Source organism: Desulfovibrio simplex (assembly GCF_055387835.1).
In genome coordinates this window covers 794,556-813,595 of sequence record NZ_AP042377.1, presented here as the reverse complement: position 1 = coordinate 813,595, position 19,040 = coordinate 794,556, and the positions used below count along the sequence as shown (strand labels likewise).

Below are 19,040 nucleotides of genomic sequence, written 5' to 3'. Positions count from 1 at the left end.
GGCCGTGACCCTTCCCCGCCGTGAGGGTGTCTGTGCCTACATCGCGTCGTGTTCGGTACGGGCGATAAGGTCATTCTGCAGATCGGGCGACAGGTCCACAAAGTAGGCGCTGTAACCGGCGATGCGCACGATAAGGTTGCGGTATTTCTGCGGGTCCTTCTGGGCGGCCACAAGGGTTCCCTTGTTGACCACGTTGAACTGCACGTGCCAGAGCTTGAGGTCGCAGAAAGTGCGGATGAAGGACACCAGCTTTTCCGTGCCCTGCTCGCCTTCCACGCACTTGGGCGTGAACTTGATGTTCAGCATACGGGCGGCGCGGTCGCGCAGGCCCATGTTCTTGGTGTTGTAGTTGGAAAGCAGCACCGCCGTGGGGCCGTTGACGTCCGCGCCGTGCGAGGCCGAGGAACCGTCGGACAGGGGGAAGCTGTCGGTGCGGCCGTTGGGCGTGGCGGAAACCACCTTGCCAAAGGGCACGTGCGAGGTGAAGGGCACGTAGCGCACGTCGTTGTGGATGCCCAGGTCCTTCATGGAATACTTGTTGCCGTATTCCACGGAAATCTTGTCGATTTCACGGCCGATGGCGTCCGCGTACTCGTCATTGTTGCCGTAGCAGGGGGCCGAGCGCAGCAGGGCGCGCACGTCGTCATATCCTTCGAAGTTGGCGTCAATGGCGTCAATGAGCTTGCCCATGGTCAGCTTCTTTTCTTCAAAGACCAGCTTTTTCACGGCAGCCAGAGAGTCCACCACGGTGCCCAGGCCCATGTATTCAAAGTAGCCCAGGTTGATGCCTTCGGGGACCTGCTCCTGATGCAGGTCGATGCAGTGCTTCATGCACAGATCGTGCATGGCCGAGCCCATGGGCTGCGCAAAGTGCTGCGCGCGCAGCTTGTTGATGATGTACTGCTGAGTGAAAGCCGTCTTGAGGAAAAGCATGTGCTGTTCCACATAGGCATTCCAGAATTCGTCCCAGGTTTTGAAGTTGCGCGGGTCGCCCGTTTCAACGCCCAGCTTCTGATCGCCGTACTTCTTCATGCGGCCGTTGCGCAGCACCATTTCCACAGCAGCGGCGAAGTTGATGTACGCGCCGCCGGAGGTGTAGGTATCGCGGTTGGGCATGCGGGCCTCTGTGCAGCCCGAAACGGCATAGTCCAGCGCCTCTTCAAAGGTCGCGCCCTTGGAAACGTACAGAGGCACGATTTCTTCATCGTTGATAAGCTTGGGAAAACCGGAACCGTACTTGATGGTTTCCGCCACGTCCCAGAGGTAACGCTCAGGAGCGCGGGAATGGATGCGGGCCGCGAGATCCGGGTAGTGCAGCGGAAATTCACGCTTGGACTTGAGGATCAGGTAGGTGAGGTCATTGCTGGCGTCACGGCCGTCCGGGGTCTGTCCGCCGACGGTCACGGCTTCCCAGTGGGCGTAGCCTTCGTTGAAAGCACCGCCGGTGGGCGAAATGTACATGTCGATGAACTCGGCCATGCCGACCCACATGCATTCCAGCAGTTCCATGGCCTGGGCCTCGGTGATCTTGCCCGCGGCGCGGTCCTGCTTGTAGTAGGGGTAGAAGTACTGGTCCATGCGGCCATTGGAAATGGTGGTGCCGGTCTTTTGCTCAATGCGCGAGAACATCTGGGTGAACCACTGGCTCTGGCAGGCCTCCCAGAAGTCGCGGGCGGGTTCGCCGGGCACGCGCTCGGCATTTTCAGCCATGCGCAGCAACTCGGCCTTGCGCGTGGGATCGGTCTCTTTTTCAGCCATTTCACGGGCCAGCACGGCGTGACGCTTGGCCCACAGCACAATGGCGTCGCTCACGATGACCACGGCCTCAAGGAAGGGGCGCTTTTCGCGGTCGTCCTTGGCGCTCATTGGATCAAGGGCGGCCAGCTTTTCTTCGGCTTCTTTTTTGATGCTGTTGAAGCCGCGCTTGAGGATTTTTTCAAAGTCATGCACCCATTGGATGGACGAGCGGAACGAAGAGGTCTCATTGACGATGAAGCGCGAGATGAGCCCTTCAGGATCGTCATAGGTAAGCTTGTGCACTTCGGCGGGAAGGGCCGCGTTCAGGGCTTCGTGATAGGTCTTGCCTTTCCAGTAGGGAGCGATCTCTTCCACAACGCGCTTGGCGTCTTCGGGCGTAATGGTGGCCGGCGAAGTTTTGCGGGTGGGCAGATCGCGCACGGCTATATCCAGAAAGTCGCCGTCCAGTTCAGGGTAGAGGATGCCGTAACGGCCGTCGCACCCGGCGCGGCCCAGCAGCAGCTGCCCGTCCTGCACGTAGACGGTGATGTTCTGGGCAATGTGCATGAGAGCCTTGGCCCAGCGCAGGACCAGAGGCTGACCTTCTGTCTGCTCCATGGACTGGGTGAAATACAGGGCGCGCTCGATATCAATACGGGGCTTCTGCCCTTCAAACCGCTCAAGCAGATTGAATACGCGGGGATGGGTTTTGCGGAATCTGTCTTCCTTGCCCTCAATCTTGTCATACAGACGCTGCTCCTGAGGGGACCGGCATTCGCAAGTGGTCATGCTCATCACGCTACTCCTGAAATAGTATGAATATAAAGCGCGCGGGCTTGCGCATATGCCGCCGCGCGGAGAACGCCTTGTGGGTTTGGCAATCCTCGTTGTTTGGCCCCTCGTTGCATGGGGTATGCCATAATTTATAACATGCAGATATTAAACAATTTTTTAAAAAAAACTCTATTCCCTCTCCAATACCCCTGCGCCTGTCTTCACAAGAGCCGCAAATTTGCATCATTCAGTAAGCTTTTTTGATAAAAAGCCCTAAATGTGCGACGCAAATTTGCACCGCACGCTGATTTACAAGCTTTCTGATAGGTCTCAAGCCGATGCCCACCAAGTATGATTCTCTTTTCACAAGCAGCGCATTTGGCCATAAACAACGATTCCTGCTAGTTGCAAATCTGCGACAGCCCTTTTTGCAAAAATCGGCCACAGCCACGCTTTAAATATAACATACTTATAATATTAAGTTTTTATTTTCATACCACGCACAGTCCCTCTGTACATTCTGGCACGCATCCTGCAAAACGAAAAAAATCACAAAGCAGGGCAGATTCGTGGATACTGTCCAACTTTTCATAATCGTCAGGCAGAGAGGAGAAGATGAGAAAAACATCACATTCCACACCTGCGGCAGGCGCCCCAGGCATGCCCGCGGGGCAGACCGGACCTCGTGGACGCGTAAACCAAAGGGCGCGCCTTTCAACACTTCAGACAGTTCAGGAGATCTGAGCATGAAGGTCATAGATTTTCGCTTCCGTCCCAACACACCGGAAATCATCAATGGCATCAAAAACAGCGCCATGTTCAAGGCCGCCTGCAAGGCTATCGGTTTTGACAAGCGCAAGCCGCAGCCTCTGGAAGACATCGTGGCTGACCTCGACCGGCTCAACGTCGAGCTCGGTGTCATCACCGGCCGCGACTGCGAAACAACTTACGGTTTTCCGGCCAACAACCAGAGCGTTTTGGAATTCTGCCGGGCCTATCCGAAAAAATTTGTTGGGTTCTGGGGCATTGACCCGCACAAAAAGATGGCCGCCCTGCGCGAAATCGCACACGTTGCTTCCGAATACGGCATGAAAGGCATAGCCATTGACCCCTATCTTGCCCACATTCCGGCCTCTGAAGCCCGTTTTTACCCGATCTACGCCAAATGCTGCGAACTCGGGCTGCCGGTGTTCATCACCATGGCCCCTCCCCCGCAGGTTCCCGGCGCCATTCTGGAGTATGCGGACCCGCGCGACGTTGACAAGGTAGCCCGCGACTTCCCCGAACTCACGCTCATCATGAGCCACGGCGGCTATCCCTTTGTGAATGAAGCCATTTATACCTGCCTGCGCAACGCCAATGTGTATATGGATATTTCTGAATACGAACGCGCGCCCATGGTCGATGTGTACGTACAGGCCATGAACGAACTTATTACCGACAAGGTGCTTTTTGCCAGCGCTCATCCCTTTGTGGAACTGGCCGACGCTCTGGACGCATATGAAGCTTTTGAACTGACTGAAGAGGCCCGCCGCAAGGTAATGCATGAAAACGCCCGCCGCGTGCTGGGCCTGGCATAAGGAGAATGAAATGAGCGTTGCCGCTACCGATGTACAAGCACAGAAAAACCTGCGCCGCGTGGTGATATCCTCCCTGATGGGCGCTGTTATCGAATGGTACGACTTCTTCCTCTACGGCGTCGTGGCCGGGCTTGTGTTCAACAAGCTCTACTTCCCCTCATTTTCGCCGGGCGTGGGCACCATTCTGGCTTTTGCCACCTTTGCCGTGGGCTTTGTGGCCAGACCCCTGGGCGGCTTCATTTTCGGCCATTTTGGCGACAAGATAGGCCGCAAGAAAATGCTCATTCTCACGCTTGAGATCATGGGCGTGGCCACTGTGCTTATCGGCTGCATCCCCTCCTATGACAGCATCGGCATCTGGGCGCCCATTCTGCTGGTCGTCTGCCGTCTGGCCCAGGGCATCGGCCTTGGCGGCGAATGGGGCGGCGCTGTGCTTATGGCGTATGAGTCCGCGCCGGCGCACAAGCGCGCCTTTTACGGCAGCCTGCCCCAGATCGGCCTTTCACTGGGCCTCATGCTGGCTTCCGGCGTCATTGGTCTGCTCTCCTTTTTACTGCCCGAAGAAGCCTTTATTTCCTGGGGCTGGCGCATAGCCTTTATCCTGAGCGCCGTCCTGGTGCTGGTGGGCGCGTATATCCGCACCTCTGTTCAGGAAACGCAGGACTTCTCCTCCGCCAAGAAGGAAGTGGCGAAAATCCGCTACCCCATGCTGGAAGCCTTCAAGCGCTATCCCAAAACCCTTACGGCCTGCGTGGGCGCGCGCTTTGTGGAAGGCATCGCCTTCAACGTCTTCGGCGTGTTTTCGCTGACCTATCTTACACAGACCTGCGGGGTCAGCCGCACCGTGGCCCTGATGGCCGTGGTGGTGGCATCCGGCGTCATGGCCTGCTTTATTCCCATGTGGGGGGCCATGGCTGACCGCATCGGCAAGGCCCGCATTTTCGGAACCGCCGCCCTGCTGCTTGGCGTGACCGCCTACCCCGTTTTCTGGGTATTGCACAACTATGCGACCACCAACCTCTTCTTTGTCTACATGGCCATTATCGTGCCCTTCGGCATCATCTACGCCGCCGCATACGCCAGCATGGCCAGCCTGTTCTCCGAAAGTTTCGACCCCACGGTGCGCTACTCAAGCATCTCGTTCGTGTACCAGTTCTCTGGCATCTTCGCTTCGGGCCTGACGCCGATGATCGCCACCATGCTGGTGCAGGCCAACGATTCACAGCCCTGGTATCTCTGCGGTTACCTGCTTGTGGCAGGCGTCATCAGCGCTCTGGCGACCGCCTGGATAAGCAGCCTGAAATCGGCCAAGGCCGAGCCCCGCGCGCTGCCCGCTGACGACGATGTTGTCGTCGACGGCAATGTTGTACCGGAATAACGCACGCACTCTGATTTTCCTCCAAAAGGGCGGGAGATGTTGCCGCATCCCCGCCCGCTGGCGCCGGTCCACCAAGCCAGCCGGTGCAACTGCCGCGTCCATCCCATGCAAACCCCGCATCCTGCCTGTCCACTACCACAGGGCCGGATGCGGGGTTCATACGTAACAAGGTATGAATTGTGGGGCTGCACGAGTGCACTGCCGTATTGAAATATTTTGTGGGCAAGAAACGCTTTGTGGGGGAGGGGACCCTTTTGCGAAAGGGTCCCCTCCCCCACCCCCCCTAAAACCTTTGTCGTATTTTAGCAGAGTATTAGAGCAATTTAACTTTTAAATTGCTCTGACGGCTGCGTGAGCAGACGTTCGCTACGGAGGCGTAAGCGCAGGCAGGCTTTTGCCTGCCGTACGCGAGCATTTCATTATTAACTGCTCTAAGGGGTTTCTGATCTGGAGCGTGGCCAGAGACGGCGTCTTTTGGGCATCGCACCACACACTGCTGTTCTGAGTAAAGAAGCGCGGCCCGGATGCATACATCCGGGCCGCGCAAAGAATGCGGTCCGCAAACCCGCCGCAGCCATCAGGCTGCCGGGTTCGTCAGGCGCCTACTTGGCTTTTTCCACGTCCTTACTACCTGGCGCCGGCACATCCTTGACGTCAACAATCCGCACGCCAAACTCGGCGATGCCCTCGGGCGGCGCATAAAACAGCACCATGAAGGGAACCTCGCCACCGCGCGGCACATTGGTATTGTTGGTCAGAATCTCCACCTTGTTATTGAGGAAGGATTCCATTTCCTTTTCGCTCAACACCTGCAACTGGAAAAGCGAAAGCTGCACGCCGCCCAGCTGCTTTTTGGTGGCCAGGGCTTTTTTATCCTTGTCGTAAATGGCTGCCTCAACAGACACCAGTTCCTTGGGATCAGGAAATTCGTTGACGACCTTGCCTTCAATGACAAAGACCTTGCCGACTTTTTCATTGTCCACATAGTACTGGCGCACATTGCGCATGGTGAGCAATTCCACCTTTTTGGCCAGTTCCTGTTCTGTGGGCGGGCTCGCCGGGGTGGAGGCAAAGTACTTGAAATACCCATAGCCGCCGCCAGCGCAGACAAGAACCAGCAGCAGCACTCCCAGTATTTTTCCAAGCCGGCCCCGACCCTTGACCGGCATGTCCGGCAACGGGCCCTGAGTCGCAAGTTGTTCCGCCGGGTCAAAAGCAAAAACCGTTTTGCACACCGTGCAGCGCAACTTCGTGCCTGCCTTGGCAAACTGCTCCGGCAGGTTAAAGCGGCTTGAGCAATTGGGACATCTTACTTCCATGCCGTTACTCCCCAAAACCGTATCCGGCAGTCATAACCAGCAGGATTTTATTCAGGTATGATCTCAAAAATACCGGGCAGATTACGATAGTGTTCTGCATAATCAAGACCATAACCAACAATAAAACCCTCTGTCAGCTTGAAGCCGGCAAAGTCAACGTGTACGTCAATTTCGCGCCTTTCATTCTTGTCCACCAGGGCGGCCAGGCGCAGACTGCGGGCCTTGCGGGCGGCAAACTGCCCGAGCAGAAAACGCATGCTGTACCCGCTGTCCACTATGTCTTCCACTATCAGCACATGCTTGTCGCAAATGTCAATCTCAACATCCTTGTTGAAAATGACATGCTTGGAGGAGGACGCTGCTTTGCCGTAGCTGGACAGGCGCACGAAATCCAGCTCCAGATTTTTATTGTGCAAAGCGCGTACCAGATCGCTGAAGAAGACAAAGCCGCCCTTGAGAACGCATACGGCCACCAAGGGTTCCTGGCCATAATGGGCGTCAATTTCAGCCGCCAGCTCTTTTACCCTTTGGGCAATCAGCTCCGCGCTGTAAACGGTTTTCAATTCTTTGACTTTGAGCTCATGCCCAACCTTCGACATCTGATCCTCCGGCACGGGCCGCGCGGGCGGCCCCGTTTTCAGGGGCCGTGGCGTTCGCCGGCTCCAGTACAAAATATCCGCGCCGTTGTGCGCGGCCGGAACAGCAGACGCAATCCGCCTCCACCATTCCTTCTGACAGTGCCATTACGCCCTGGCCCCCAAACGGGCAGCGCTGAAGGCGCGGCCCTTCACAATCTTGAACATGAAAACCGTTCCCCGTATCTGCCTATTTTTGTTCAAGCAGTTTTTTGAACACCATTTCAATCATCTCGGTATCGGCTATGCCGGGTTCTGATATGACCCTCTGGCCGTCCTTGGCGTAAAAAACATTGTGCGGAATGCTGCTGACCTGAAAGGCTTTGGTGATGTCACGCCCGGCCATGTACACAGGATAATCCATATTCATCTTTTTCATGAAGGGAACAACGACCTTGGAGTCTTCGTCCACTGAAAGACTGACGATGAGTACATCCTTGCCCGCGTATTTTTTGCTCACGGCCACAAGATCGGGCACTTCCACCTGGCAGGGGGGGCACCATGTGGCAAAAAAGTTGAGCATGATGACTTTGCCCTTGTTCTTGGCCAGAAGGTCCATCAATCCGGCAAGATTGAGGGAAGGCACTGATGAGGAGGTCGAGGCGGGCGAGGAGGATGAGGCCGCAAAAGCGGCGCAGGGCAACATCAGACAAAGCAAAAGGGGAAGGATGATTTTTTTCATATGGTACCTTAAATGAGTTTTGAACCCATACATAACCGTGAACAGTTACATGCCGCCCACGACTGCTCACGGGCGTCCGGCATGACTACGCCCGCGTATCAAGTCAGTCTACATAAAATTCTTGGCAGCCCGCACAGCCCCTACCGCGTCGGCGCAGTACGCGTCCGCCCCGATGGAATCGGCAAAAGCCTGGGTGACGGCCGCGCCGCCCACCATGACCTTGATCGGCAGCCCTTTTTCCTTCACGAGCTGTATGGTGTCTTCCATACGTACCATCGTGGTGGTCATCAGGGCCGACAACCCGATAATACTCGCTTTATGCTCAAGGGCGCAAGCAACGATGGCCTCGGCAGGCACGTCCTTGCCCGCGTCCACAACATCAAACCCGTGGTTGCCCAGCAGCAGAGACACAATATTTTTGCCAATATCATGAATGTCGCCCTCCACCGTGGCCATGACGACGACAGGCCTTGCTTCCGGCCCGCGCCCGGCTTCGAGCAGGGGTTTCAGGTGGGCGAAGGCCGTCTGCATGGTTTCCGCTGCGCGGATGAGCTGGGGCAAAAAATATTCGCGCCTCTCATAGCGCGCCCCGACTTCGGTGATGGCCGGGATAAGCACGTTCTGCACAAGGCTGAAAGGTTCCGCCCCGCTCTTGAGTTCGGCTTCAAGCAGGGGCAGCACATTTTCCCTGTCGCCGTTAAGTACGGCCTCCCCCAGGCTTTTGGCCGCTCCTCCGCCGCCCTGGCGTTGCAGCACGCTGCCCTCGCCCGGCTTCCAACCGGCATATCCTGAAATAAAGGAAGCCGCGTGCGGGTCATGCTCGCCCAGAACCTTGAGCGCGTCAGCCGCCTCACGCAGGCGCTGTGCCGAAGGGTTGGCAATGCAGGAGGAAAGCCCGGCCCCGGCCGCGTAGGCCAGAAATGTGGCGTTGAGCAGGTCGCGCGCGGGCAGGCCGAAAGAAAGATTGGAAAGGCCAAGGGTGGTGGGCAGCCCCTCGCTGGAGCACCAGCGCGTCATCTCAAGGCACTGGCGCGCGCCATCCGGGCTGGATGAAACCGCCAGGGCAAGAATGTCCACCATCATGAGGCGGCGCGGTATGCCCAGCTGTTCGGCGCGGCGGATCAGGCTTTCCACCGTGCGAATGCGGTCGGCGGCCTTTTCGGGCAGGGTCGCTCCTTCAAGGGGCAGCAGGATGAAGGGCGCGCCATAATCGCGGCACAGCGGCCCCAGCAGTTCCATACGTCCGGCCTCGCCGCTGATGGAGTTCACCAAAAAAGAGCCAGGGCAGTACGGAAGGGCATTGGCAATGGCCTGCGCATTGGACGAATCCACAGAAAGCGGCACAGTGAGCCGTCCCACAAGCCTTTGAACCAGTTCGGGCAGCAGGGTCGTTTCATCCACCAGGGGCGCGCCCACGTTGACGTCCAGCACGGTTGCCCCGGCCTCAAGCTGGGCGTCGGCAAACTGCATGGCCGTGTCAAAGCGGCCTTCCTGCAATTCCAGTGTAAGCTGCTTTTTGCCAGTGGGATTGATGCGCTCGCCGATGATGGCCAGTGGCTGCCCCGTACCGATACGCACCAGTTGCGAGCGGCTCGTAAGGCAGATGCCCCTGCGCTCGATCTTGGGCGCGCAAATTTCGCCCAGGCTGTGCAAGGCCTGCGTCAGCGCCGCCAGGTGGTCGGGCGTGGTGCCGCAGCAGCCGCCAAGCACCTGCGCGCCCATGTGGGCAAAGGGAGCGGTTTTTTGGGCAAAGCCTTCCGGTCCCAGGGGAAATACCGTTTGCGTGCCGTGCAGTTCGGGCAGCCCGGCATTGGGTTCGGCCATGACGGGGCAGGCGCAGACGCCCAGAAGTTCCGCCACCACGGGTTCCATCTGTTCCGGCCCGAGGCTGCAGTTGGTTCCCACCACATCCACGCCCATATTCTGCATGGTCTCGGCGAAGATGGTGGGCGTGGAGCCTGTGAGGCTGACGCCCTGCTCAAAAGTCATCGAAACCATCACCGGCAGGTCGCATTCCTGCCGGGCGGCGACCACCGCCGCCCTGGCCTCGGCCAGATCGAACTGGGTTTCAATAAAGACAAGGTCCACCCCGCCCGCCACAAGCCCCCGGATCTGCTGGGCAAAGGCCTCGATAAGCTCACGGGGTTCCACAGGGCCGAGGGGTTTTACGAAGTGTCCGGTGGGGCCCACATTACCCGCCACAAAAACGGGGCGATCCTCCGGCCGGGCCACGTCCGAGGCGGCAGCCCGCGCAACGGAGGCCATGCGCTTGTTGAAAGCAAAAACATCCATTCCTTTCGGAAGCTTGTAGGAATTCCCGCCAAAGGTGCAGGAGGTCAGAATGTCGACCCCGGCCTTGAGGTAGGAAGCATGAATTCCCCGCAGGATGTCGGGGTTTTCCATACAGAATTCTTCGGGGCTTGTGCCCGCGGGAAGGCCCGAGGCCTGAAGCATGGTGCCCATGGCCCCGTCCAGAAAAAGAGGACGTTTCGCGCAGAGCGCTTGTCTGAATGTCATGAATGCCGCCACCTTGGCCGTCATATGTAAAAACTTGAGGGGCGTCAGCCCCCGCTTCCGTGCAAAGCCCGTCTTTGCTTTCCGGACATAATGCCTGTATGCTGCAAAAACGTCCCCAAGGCCCCAGGCCGTTCCGGACAGGTAAGCGCCTTGCCGTACCCTCCAGAAACCGCATAGCATCCAGAAGGATCCGAGACGGCGTGCCGGACAGATCCTTGTCATGGTCGCATACGGCAGAGGGAACGTGGTTGGCCTTTCAGTACTGAATAATATTGAAAAGAACAAACCAAAACTATAGCATACAGACATTGCAGCGCCTTTTTACAGCGCCAGTGACTGAGTATGGATAAAATGAAAAAAAATAGCAAGATAGCCTGCAGCACGGCCAAGGCCAACCCCAAGACGGTGAAAGGCGAAAAAAATACGCCTCCGATCGGGGTTGTGGAAATTCTTGATGGACCCCCAAAAACCAAAGCTTCCACGGGTTCGGCCCGGGGCGGTTCCAGCGCCCGGTCCGGCACCAAGGCTTCGGGTAAGGTGGCTTCCAACCCGGAAGCCTCGCCCCGTCAAGGCAACAGGGGAAAAAAGCCCGCACCCGTTGCGCCTGATGACGAAAACCTCCGCGACGGCCCGGTGCTTGATGTAGACGAACTGGAGCCCGCCGCCGAGAGCGACGAGGACGAGCTTGAGCTTGAGCCCCACGACGATCAGGACGATATCCTTGATACCGCTCTGGACGTGGACATGGACGAGCCCCCCCTGTCTCTTGAAGAAGGCCGGGAAGGCGGCGTGCCCGCGCCCGCGTCTACCCGTCTGCCTGCGGTAGGCACCCGCGACAGCCTGCACCTGTACCTGCGGGAAATGAGCAAGTTTCCCATGCTCAAACCCGAAGAAGAACACGAGCTGGCGGTACGTGTGCGCGACCATAATGATGCGGACGCGGCTTTTCGCCTTGTGTCGTCACATTTGCGGCTGGTGGTGCGCATCGCCATGGATTTTCAGCGCCGCTGGATGCAGAACGTGCTGGACCTTGTGCAGGAAGGCAACGTGGGACTCATGCGCGCGGTCAACAAGTTTGACCCCGACAAGGGCATCAAGTTTTCCTACTATGCCTCGTTCTGGATCAAGGCCTACATTCTCAAGTTCATCATGGACAACTGGCGCATGGTCAAAATCGGCACCACCCAGGTGCAGCGCAAGCTGTTCTACAATCTGAACCGCGAACGCCAGAAGCTCATCATGCAGGGCTTTGACCCTGACGCGGCCATGCTGTCGGAGCGCCTCGGCGTGACCGAAGACCAGATCAACGAAATGGATCAGCGCCTGGCTTCATCCGACATGTCGCTGAACGCCCAGGTGGGCGAGGAGTCGGGCGGGGCCACCCGTATGGACTTTCTGCCCGCTCTCGGCCCCGGCATTGAAGACAGCCTGGCCTCTGATGAAATCGCGGGACTTGTGCGGTCAAAACTCAAAACCATCATACCCAAACTCAATGAAAAAGAACTGTACATCCTGCACAACAGGCTGCTGACAGACGAGCCGATCACCTTGCGCGAGATAGGCGAACGGTATAATATAACAAGAGAGAGAGTGCGCCAGCTTGAGGCGCGACTGGTGGAAAAAATCGGCCAGCACATGAAGAATGATATAGAAGACTTCTCCGACCACTGGATTCAATCCTAAGCAGCACGGATACAGTCCGCAATGAAACGTAAGCACATAGCGCTCTTTTGCGCCCTGACACTGGCCGCCGTCACCTCCTTTTCCCTTCTTGGCTGTGGGGGCTGTGCCGGCACCAAGGCCGCCGGCGAAAAAAACGCAACCGTAGGCGATGCCTGCCCAACCGCGCTGCGCAATGTCGAAGTGCGTCAGCCAGAAGAGCGCCTTACGCCTGAAGCCAGAAGCACCTATGCTTTTCTGCTCTATTCCCAGGCGCTCAACGCCGAGGACGAGGCCGCCCTTTTGCAGGCCGCGCCCCTCATGGCCGCCGCAAAACTGCCTCCCAACATCTGGCTCGAGGGCGGCGTCTGGCTGGTAAGCCGCAAATCCGAAGGGTCCATCCCCTATCTGGAGCAGGGGCTTTCCGTCGCGCCCGACGACATGTCCCTCAACCTGCTTCACGCCGAAGCGCTTATGGAACAGGGCACGCCGGAACGCGGCGTGGAACTCATGCGCGCCTATCTGAAAAAGCATCCGGAGTCTCTGGACGCGCGCCTGGAACTGGCCCTTCTGCTGGTGAAAAGCAAGGAATATCCCGAAGCAGAAACCCTGCTCAACGGGGTGAGCGCCAAAGAGCGCACGCCGCTGGTGGACTACTACCACGCCCGCGCCCTCATCGGCATGGGCCGTCAGGCTGACGCCATATCCTTTCTCCAGAAGGCCATCAAGGAAATGCCGGACTTTGTGGAGGCCATGGCCGAACTGGCCTTCATCCACGAACAGCGCTCGGAATTCAAGCCCGCGCGCGCCCTGTACGAAAGACTGCTCAAGCTCAATTTTTCGCCCCAGGACGTGCTGCTGCGCCTCATCAGCCTTTCACTGCGCATGAACCAGCCCGAAAAAGCCCTCAAGTACATGCGCCAGGGGCCGGACACCATACCTTTCAAGCTTACCGTGGCGGGCCTGTTCATCGACTCGCGCCACTACCTTCAGGGGGAAACGCTGCTCAAGCAGATCGCCGCCAGGGACGACGCCCCCGTTGACGTATACCTGCTGCTGGCTGATCTGAACTATGAGCAGCGCCGCGACCTGCCCATGGCCCTTTCATGGCTGGACAAAATTCCGCCGAACAGCAAGGCCGCGCCCAGAGCGGCGCTGCTGCGGATACAGCTGCTTGGCGAAGCGGGCAAGGAACAGGAGGCCCTGACCGCGACGCGGCAGGCCCAGAAACAGTTTGCGGACGCGCCCCAGTTCTGGGAACTGGAAATCCGCCTGCTGGCACGCCAGAAGCAACTGCCGCAGGCCCTTGAGGTGGCGCGCAAGGCCGCCAAAAAATGGCCCGACAATGCGGAGATGGCCTTTCTTCTGGGATCGTTGCTGGACGAGTCCGGCGACAAGAAGGAAGCCTTCAAGGTTATGGAACACATAATCACCCTGCATCCGGAAAATTATCAGGCCCTCAACTACGTGGGCTATACGCTGGCCGAAGAAAACCGCGATCTCGAAAAAGCCCTGAGTCTGCTCACCAAGGCTGACGAGCTTTCACCCAACCAGTCCTACATTGTGGATTCCCTGGCCTGGGCCCTTTACAAGCTCGGCAGAAATGAAGAGGCCCTCACAGCCATACGCCGTGCCGTCAAACTCGACGAGCATGTTGACGCTTCCATCTGGGAACACTATGGCGACATAGCCCTTAAAATGGGGCTCAAAGACGAGGCCCGCACCGCCTACCAGAAGGCGCTGGATCTCAAACCCGCCAATGCGGACGCATTGCGGCAGAGGCTTTCACAGTTATGAAAAAATTTCTTGCTCTTTGCTGCCTTTGCAGCCTTGCGCTGCTGACCGCCTGCGCCAAGCAGCCCTCCCTGGAAATGACGCCTGAAGCCCAGGCCAGGCTCGAAGAACGCTGGCAAAAATTCGAGGCAAGAGGGCAGGACGCCGCCATGGTTCCCTACCGGCTGCAAATGAGCCTTCGCTTCGGCACAGAAGGCGATACCCGCCGTGTTACCGCGCTTTTCTGGGGCAACAGCCAGCGCAGGCTGCGTCTGGACGTCATGGCCGGTGTCGGAGCCACCGTGGCTAAAATCCTTGAAGACGGCCAGCATTTCCTCGTCTACAGCCCCACAGACAACAAGGCGTATTTCTACCAGGGCGCTTCCAAACCCCTGCTCCAGGTGGGCGTGCCCGTGCCTTTCAATCTGGAACATCTGGCTGACCTGCTCAACGGGCGTTACAGCCAGGTTTTCGGCAAAAGTTTCGCCTCCGGCAAGTTCTTGTCCGGCGACCTTGCCCAGTACACGCTGTCGGGTAAACTCGGTGGCGAGCTGACGCTCGACGCCGCTGGCCTGCCCGTGGCCTGGGTTGAAAAAGGCGACAACGGCAAGGGCTGGAAGATGGAAGTGGCCTTTGACGATGCGGCATCTCCCCTGCCCCAGCGCCTTAACCTGACTCATGGCAACGGCAAGCGCGCCATCGTGCTTGTCAAGGAAAGGGAAAAGCCCGCTACGCCCTTTACAGACGAGCAGATGACCTTATCCATACCAGAGGGCGTTCCTTTGCTGCCGCTGTCCAAATACCAGCAGCGCTAGGCCGCGTCGGCGTCCGCGTCCGCTGGCTCAGGCCGCCCGAACGCTTTTCCGGCTTGGCGGCCAGCCGCCCTTGCGGGTTAAGGTCATTCCTTTGGCCAGCTGTTGCCATGCCCGCCCCCGGCAAAGCCTGTGAGCGGGCGCACGGCTAATGCGCGGTCAGGCCGAAGCCAGTGCGGACGGGGCCGGAGGCCCCACAGTTTACGAAAAACGCGCATTCCCGATGCGAAGAAGTTCTGGCAGGCTGACCGGCGCAACCGATCAGCCTGCCCTCACCCTTGAAGGAGTTGTTATGCAGTCCATCCATATTGCTTCGGACCACACCGGCGTTGACCTTAAAACCACCCTGGCCGAGCATTTGGGTAAAAAGGGTTTCACTGTCATCAATCACGGCACGGACTCTTCTGACAGCTGCGACTACCCCGTGCTGGCGCACAAGCTTTGCGCCGCCGTGGAAGCTTCCGGCGAGCCGGGCATTCTCATCTGCGGCACGGGGCTCGGCGTTTCCATTGCCGCCAACCGTCACTCCGGCATCCGCGCCGCCCTCTGCACCACAGAGCTGCACGCGCGCATGGCACGCCAGCACAACAACGCCAACGTTCTCTGCCTTGGCGCGCGCATAACCGGCGTGGAGCTGGCCAAAGCCATTGTGGACGCTTTTATGGAAAACACCTTTGAGGGTGGCCGCCACCAGCGTCGCCTGGATATGCTCAACCTCCCAGCATAAAAGGAAGATCATGCAGCTCTACAATACCCTTGGCCGCCAGAAGGAAACCTTTGTGCCGGTACATCCCGGCAAGGTGAACATGTATGTCTGCGGCATCACTGCCTATGACTACTGCCACATAGGGCACGCCCGCTCGGCGCTCGTGTTCGACGTGCTCGTGCGCCAGCTGCGCCATCTGGGGCTGGACGTGACCTTTGTGCGCAACTTTACGGACGTGGACGACAAGATCATCAACCGCGCCAACAAGGAAAACCGCGACTGGCGTGAAGTGGCCCAGACCTATATTGACGCCTTTCACGAAGACATGGACAGGCTGGGCGTGCTGCGCGCGGATGTAGAGCCGCGCGCCACAGACTATATCAAGGAAATTCAGGATCTCTGCGCAAAGCTGATCGCTGGCGGCAAGGCCTATGTGACCCCTTCGGGCGACGTGTACTTCAGGGTGCGCTCGTACGCGCCTTACGGCAAACTCTCCGGCCGCAGCCTGGACGAACTGCTTTCCGGCGCGCGCGTGGCCCCCGGCGAAGAAAAGGAAGATCCGCTGGACTTCGCCCTGTGGAAGGCCGCCAAACCCGGCGAACCCTCGTGGGAAAGTCCCTGGGGCCAGGGCAGACCCGGCTGGCACATCGAATGCTCTGCCATGAGCGAATCCTATCTGCCCCTGGATATTCACGGCGGCGGGCAGGACCTTGTGTTCCCGCACCACGAAAACGAAATCGCCCAGACCGAGGCCGTCTGCCATTGCCATCTGGCCCGCTACTGGGTGCATAACGGCTTTGTGCAGGTCAACGCGGAAAAGATGTCCAAGTCGCTTGGCAACTTCAAGACCATCCGCGACATTCTTGAAAGCTACCTGCCGGAAACCCTGCGCTTCTTTTTGCTGGGCAAGCACTACCGCAGCCCCATTGATTTTACCGCCGACAGCATGGATGAGGCCGAAAAAGCCCAGCACCGGGTGTATACCGCCCTGCGCGAAGCGGAAAAAGCCCTTCAGCGCGAGAAGTGGAAAAAAATCCCCCTGCCCCAGGAGACAGCCGACGAATGGGCCGCGCAGCCCAAGGCGCTGGACGAGGCCATGGATGATGACCTTAATACCGCGCAGGCTCTGGGGCACATCTTCACTCAGGTACGTATTGTGAACCGCCTGCTTGAAGACAAAAACATGCGTGCCAGCGAAGCCGGGCGGGACATCCTGCGGGAGTTTCTCGCCCGTGCGGAGCAGTGGAACGCGCGGTTGGGCCTTTTTGGCCAGCAACCCGACGCGTTTTTGACCGCCTTGCGGGGCATGCGCGCCAGCCGCAAAAACATTGACATGCCCCGTGTGGAAGCCCTGCTGCAAGAGCGGCAGGCTGCCCGCGCCAACAAGGATTTTGCCACCTCCGACGCCCTGCGCCAGTCTTTGCTTGAGCTCGGCGTAAGCGTGCGCGACACCCCTGACGGGCAGGACTGGGACCTCGAGTAGACCCAGCGCGGGCACTCAGGAGAACCTATGCTGCATTACTGTGCCCCCCGCCGATGGACGGCCCTGATTGTGCTGCTGGCCTTTCTGCTGCCGCAGATATGTCCCGCGCCCGCTCATGCCTTCTTTTTCGGCGGTGTGACCATTAAAGACGAAAAGGAGATGGGAGAAAAATTCGATGTCATGGTGCGCTCCAACCTGCCCATCATCGAAGACCCTGAAGTCAAACAGTATGTGGACTATATGCTGGCCCGGCTGGTTAAGGCCATTCCGCCCCAGCCGTTCACCTTCAAGGCCACCACCATACTGCACAATTCTCTCAACGCCTTTGCCGTTCCCGGCGGGTACGTTTACGTATTCACCGGGCTTATCATGAATCTGGACAAGGAAGAGGAACTGGCGGGCGTGCTGGCCCACGAACTGGCCCACGTCACCCAGCGCCACGTGGCCTCGCGCCTGCAAAAGGCCCAGTTCGTCACCCTCGGTTCACTGCTGCTGGCCGTGGCGGGCGTGGCGGCGGGCGGCGCGGGCGGCGGGGCTCTGGCCATGGGCGCTCTGGGCGCCGGGCAATCGGCCATGCTCAACTACAGCCGCCTGGATGAAAATGAGGCTGACCAAATCGGCCTGCAATACCTCATTGCCGCTGGCTATCCGCCCGAAGGCATGGTGGCGGGCTTCAAGGTGCTGCGCCAGAAAAGCTGGATGAGCGGCATCAGCGTGCCCACCTACCTCTCCACCCACCCCGCCTTAGGCGACCGCATCAACGGGCTCCAGGCCCGCATCCAGACCATGGGCAAGTCCGTCCAGAACCGCAGCCAGGACAACAAGCGCTTCACCCGTGTGAAGACCCTGCTTTGGGCCAGATACGGCGATGATCAGGCGGCCCTGCAACGCTTTTCGGGCAGCGACGGCCTTTCAAGCATGGGCCGGGGCATTGTGCTGGCCAGACAAAACCGCATAAACGAGGCCAGCACGGCCTTTGACCAGGCCCTCAAGGCCGCTCCGGACGATCCTCTGGTGCTGCGCGAGGCAGGTGCCTTCCACTACCGCAAAGGCGACATGGGCCGGGCTGACGGCCTGTTGTCCAAGGCCATGCGCATTGATCCCAAGGACTACATGGCCGCCTTTTTCTATGCCCGCATGCTGGACGAAACAGGCAGGCAGGCGCAAGCGGCCAGTTACTACAAACAGGTGCTGCGCTATGTGCCCGAGGATGCCGAGGTGCACGAAGCCTACGCCCGCTCGCTGGGCAAGACGGGCAATACGCCCGAAGCCTATATCCACATGGCCTACAGCGCCATCTACTCCAACAACAAAAAACTTGCCGAGCGTTATTTTAACGAGGCCAAGAGCATGTCGGCCCGCACCACGGACAAAACCGCCTTCAAGCGCCTTGAAACCGCCTATAAAGAACGCAAGGAAATCTGGGATAAAAATTGATGGAAACGCATGCCACTACTATTCTCGCCGTTCGCAAGAACGGTCTGGTGGCCCTGGCCGGCGACGGCCAGGTGACCATGGGACAGACCATGATCATGAAGCATGCCGCGCAAAAAGTGCGCCGCCTGCATGACGGCAAAATTCTGGCGGGCTTCGCCGGGGCCACGGCCGACGCCTTTACCCTGTTCGAACTTTTTGAGGCCAAGCTCAAGGAGGTGCGCGGCCATATGGTGCGCGCCGCCGTGGAAATGACCAAGGACTGGCGCAAGGACAAGTACCTGCGCAAGCTTGAAGCCATGCTGCTTCTGGCCGACACCGAGCACATACTCGTGCTTTCGGGCACGGGCGACGTCATTGAACCGGACGACAACGTGGCCGCCATCGGCAGCGGGGGGCCCTACGCTCTTGCGGCTGCGCGGGCGCTGTCGCGCCACAGCGAGCTTGACGCTGAAACCATAGCGCGCGAATCCATGCGCATTGCCGCCGAGATATGCGTGTACACCAACGACCACGTGACGCTTGAAACCCTGTAGGCCCCATCGGCTGAA

14 protein-coding genes are annotated in these 19,040 nt (G+C 58.8%); 9 read left to right on the top strand and 5 right to left on the bottom strand.

Features of this window, described 5'->3' with window-relative positions; all coding sequences use genetic code 11:
* Window positions 1-36 precede the first annotated feature (36 nt).
* On the bottom strand, window positions 37-2,532 hold the full coding sequence (hpsG, locus tag ACZ5DH_RS03325; RefSeq protein ID WP_464255737.1) for a (2S)-3-sulfopropanediol dehydratase: 2,496 nt from the start codon (window positions 2,530-2,532) through the stop codon (window positions 37-39).
* A gap of 725 nt (window positions 2,533-3,257) precedes the next feature.
* Between hpsG and ACZ5DH_RS03320 the strand changes: the two genes are divergently transcribed.
* Window positions 3,258-4,091, top strand: a complete 834-nt coding sequence (locus ACZ5DH_RS03320; protein WP_464255736.1) for an amidohydrolase family protein — start codon at window positions 3,258-3,260, stop codon at window positions 4,089-4,091.
* 10 nt (window positions 4,092-4,101) lie between these two features.
* On the top strand, window positions 4,102-5,469 hold the full coding sequence (locus tag ACZ5DH_RS03315; protein WP_464255735.1) for an MFS transporter: 1,368 nt from the start codon (window positions 4,102-4,104) through the stop codon (window positions 5,467-5,469).
* 602 nt (window positions 5,470-6,071) lie between these two features.
* On the opposite strand, the gene ACZ5DH_RS03310 is transcribed toward ACZ5DH_RS03315, so the two are convergent.
* The 4 genes from ACZ5DH_RS03310 to ACZ5DH_RS03295 all read right to left on the bottom strand — a co-directional run bounded on the left by ACZ5DH_RS03310 (window position 6,072) and on the right by ACZ5DH_RS03295 (window position 10,622).
* The gene (locus ACZ5DH_RS03310) at window positions 6,072-6,788 is read right to left on the bottom strand and encodes a DUF3426 domain-containing protein (RefSeq protein ID WP_464255734.1); all 717 of its coding nucleotides are present in this window, start codon (window positions 6,786-6,788) and stop codon (window positions 6,072-6,074) included.
* A 47-nt stretch (window positions 6,789-6,835) separates the two neighbouring features.
* Window positions 6,836-7,387 carry a hypoxanthine phosphoribosyltransferase gene (gene hpt / locus ACZ5DH_RS03305; protein WP_464255733.1) on the bottom strand — a complete coding sequence of 184 codons (552 nt, stop codon included), beginning with the start codon at window positions 7,385-7,387 and terminating at the stop codon, window positions 6,836-6,838.
* 226 nt (window positions 7,388-7,613) lie between these two features.
* Window positions 7,614-8,105: a TlpA family protein disulfide reductase gene (locus ACZ5DH_RS03300; protein WP_464255732.1), complete on the bottom strand. Its 492-nt coding sequence runs from the start codon at window positions 8,103-8,105 to the stop codon at window positions 7,614-7,616.
* 108 nt (window positions 8,106-8,213) lie between these two features.
* The gene (locus tag ACZ5DH_RS03295; RefSeq protein ID WP_464255731.1) at window positions 8,214-10,622 is read right to left on the bottom strand and encodes a homocysteine S-methyltransferase family protein; all 2,409 of its coding nucleotides are present in this window, start codon (window positions 10,620-10,622) and stop codon (window positions 8,214-8,216) included.
* Window positions 10,623-10,973: 351 nt separating this feature from the next.
* On the opposite strand from ACZ5DH_RS03295, the gene ACZ5DH_RS03290 reads away from it, so the two are divergent.
* From ACZ5DH_RS03290 to hslV, 7 genes are all read left to right on the top strand, one after another.
* Window positions 10,974-12,305 carry an RNA polymerase factor sigma-32 gene (locus ACZ5DH_RS03290; protein WP_464255730.1) on the top strand — a complete coding sequence of 444 codons (1,332 nt, stop codon included), beginning with the start codon at window positions 10,974-10,976 and terminating at the stop codon, window positions 12,303-12,305.
* Window positions 12,306-12,326: 21 nt separating this feature from the next.
* Window positions 12,327-14,078: a tetratricopeptide repeat protein gene (locus ACZ5DH_RS03285; protein WP_464255729.1), complete on the top strand. Its 1,752-nt coding sequence runs from the start codon at window positions 12,327-12,329 to the stop codon at window positions 14,076-14,078.
* Window positions 14,075-14,869, top strand: a complete 795-nt coding sequence (locus ACZ5DH_RS03280; RefSeq protein WP_464255728.1) for a hypothetical protein — start codon at window positions 14,075-14,077, stop codon at window positions 14,867-14,869. The genes ACZ5DH_RS03285 and ACZ5DH_RS03280 overlap by 4 nt, the downstream gene beginning before the upstream one ends.
* 289 nt (window positions 14,870-15,158) lie before the next feature.
* Window positions 15,159-15,593: a ribose 5-phosphate isomerase B gene (rpiB, locus tag ACZ5DH_RS03275; RefSeq protein WP_464255727.1), complete on the top strand. Its 435-nt coding sequence runs from the start codon at window positions 15,159-15,161 to the stop codon at window positions 15,591-15,593.
* 10 nt (window positions 15,594-15,603) lie between these two features.
* Window positions 15,604-17,055: a cysteine--tRNA ligase gene (gene cysS, locus ACZ5DH_RS03270; protein ID WP_464255726.1), complete on the top strand. Its 1,452-nt coding sequence runs from the start codon at window positions 15,604-15,606 to the stop codon at window positions 17,053-17,055.
* A 27-nt stretch (window positions 17,056-17,082) separates the two neighbouring features.
* A complete protein-coding gene (locus tag ACZ5DH_RS03265) occupies window positions 17,083-18,492 on the top strand; it encodes a M48 family metalloprotease (RefSeq protein WP_464255725.1) in 1,410 nt (469 codons plus the stop codon).
* The gene (gene hslV / locus ACZ5DH_RS03260; protein WP_464256494.1) at window positions 18,492-19,025 is read left to right on the top strand and encodes an ATP-dependent protease subunit HslV; all 534 of its coding nucleotides are present in this window, start codon (window positions 18,492-18,494) and stop codon (window positions 19,023-19,025) included. The genes ACZ5DH_RS03265 and hslV overlap by 1 nt, the downstream gene beginning before the upstream one ends.
* The last annotated feature ends 15 nt before the right edge of the window (window positions 19,026-19,040 follow it).

Coding starts and splice junctions, on each gene's coding strand:
- hpsG (WP_464255737.1), bottom strand. CDS start 2,532: ATGAGCATGACCACTTGCGAATGCCGGTCCCCTCAGGAGCAGCGTCTG.
- ACZ5DH_RS03320 (WP_464255736.1), top strand. CDS start 3,258: ATGAAGGTCATAGATTTTCGCTTCCGTCCCAACACACCGGAAATCATC.
- ACZ5DH_RS03315 (WP_464255735.1), top strand. CDS start 4,102: ATGAGCGTTGCCGCTACCGATGTACAAGCACAGAAAAACCTGCGCCGC.
- ACZ5DH_RS03310 (WP_464255734.1), bottom strand. CDS start 6,788: ATGGAAGTAAGATGTCCCAATTGCTCAAGCCGCTTTAACCTGCCGGAG.
- hpt (WP_464255733.1), bottom strand. CDS start 7,387: ATGTCGAAGGTTGGGCATGAGCTCAAAGTCAAAGAATTGAAAACCGTT.
- ACZ5DH_RS03300 (WP_464255732.1), bottom strand. CDS start 8,105: ATGAAAAAAATCATCCTTCCCCTTTTGCTTTGTCTGATGTTGCCCTGC.
- ACZ5DH_RS03295 (WP_464255731.1), bottom strand. CDS start 10,622: ATGACATTCAGACAAGCGCTCTGCGCGAAACGTCCTCTTTTTCTGGAC.
- ACZ5DH_RS03290 (WP_464255730.1), top strand. CDS start 10,974: ATGAAAAAAAATAGCAAGATAGCCTGCAGCACGGCCAAGGCCAACCCC.
- ACZ5DH_RS03285 (WP_464255729.1), top strand. CDS start 12,327: ATGAAACGTAAGCACATAGCGCTCTTTTGCGCCCTGACACTGGCCGCC.
- ACZ5DH_RS03280 (WP_464255728.1), top strand. CDS start 14,075: ATGAAAAAATTTCTTGCTCTTTGCTGCCTTTGCAGCCTTGCGCTGCTG.
- rpiB (WP_464255727.1), top strand. CDS start 15,159: ATGCAGTCCATCCATATTGCTTCGGACCACACCGGCGTTGACCTTAAA.
- cysS (WP_464255726.1), top strand. CDS start 15,604: ATGCAGCTCTACAATACCCTTGGCCGCCAGAAGGAAACCTTTGTGCCG.
- ACZ5DH_RS03265 (WP_464255725.1), top strand. CDS start 17,083: ATGCTGCATTACTGTGCCCCCCGCCGATGGACGGCCCTGATTGTGCTG.
- hslV (WP_464256494.1), top strand. CDS start 18,492: ATGGAAACGCATGCCACTACTATTCTCGCCGTTCGCAAGAACGGTCTG.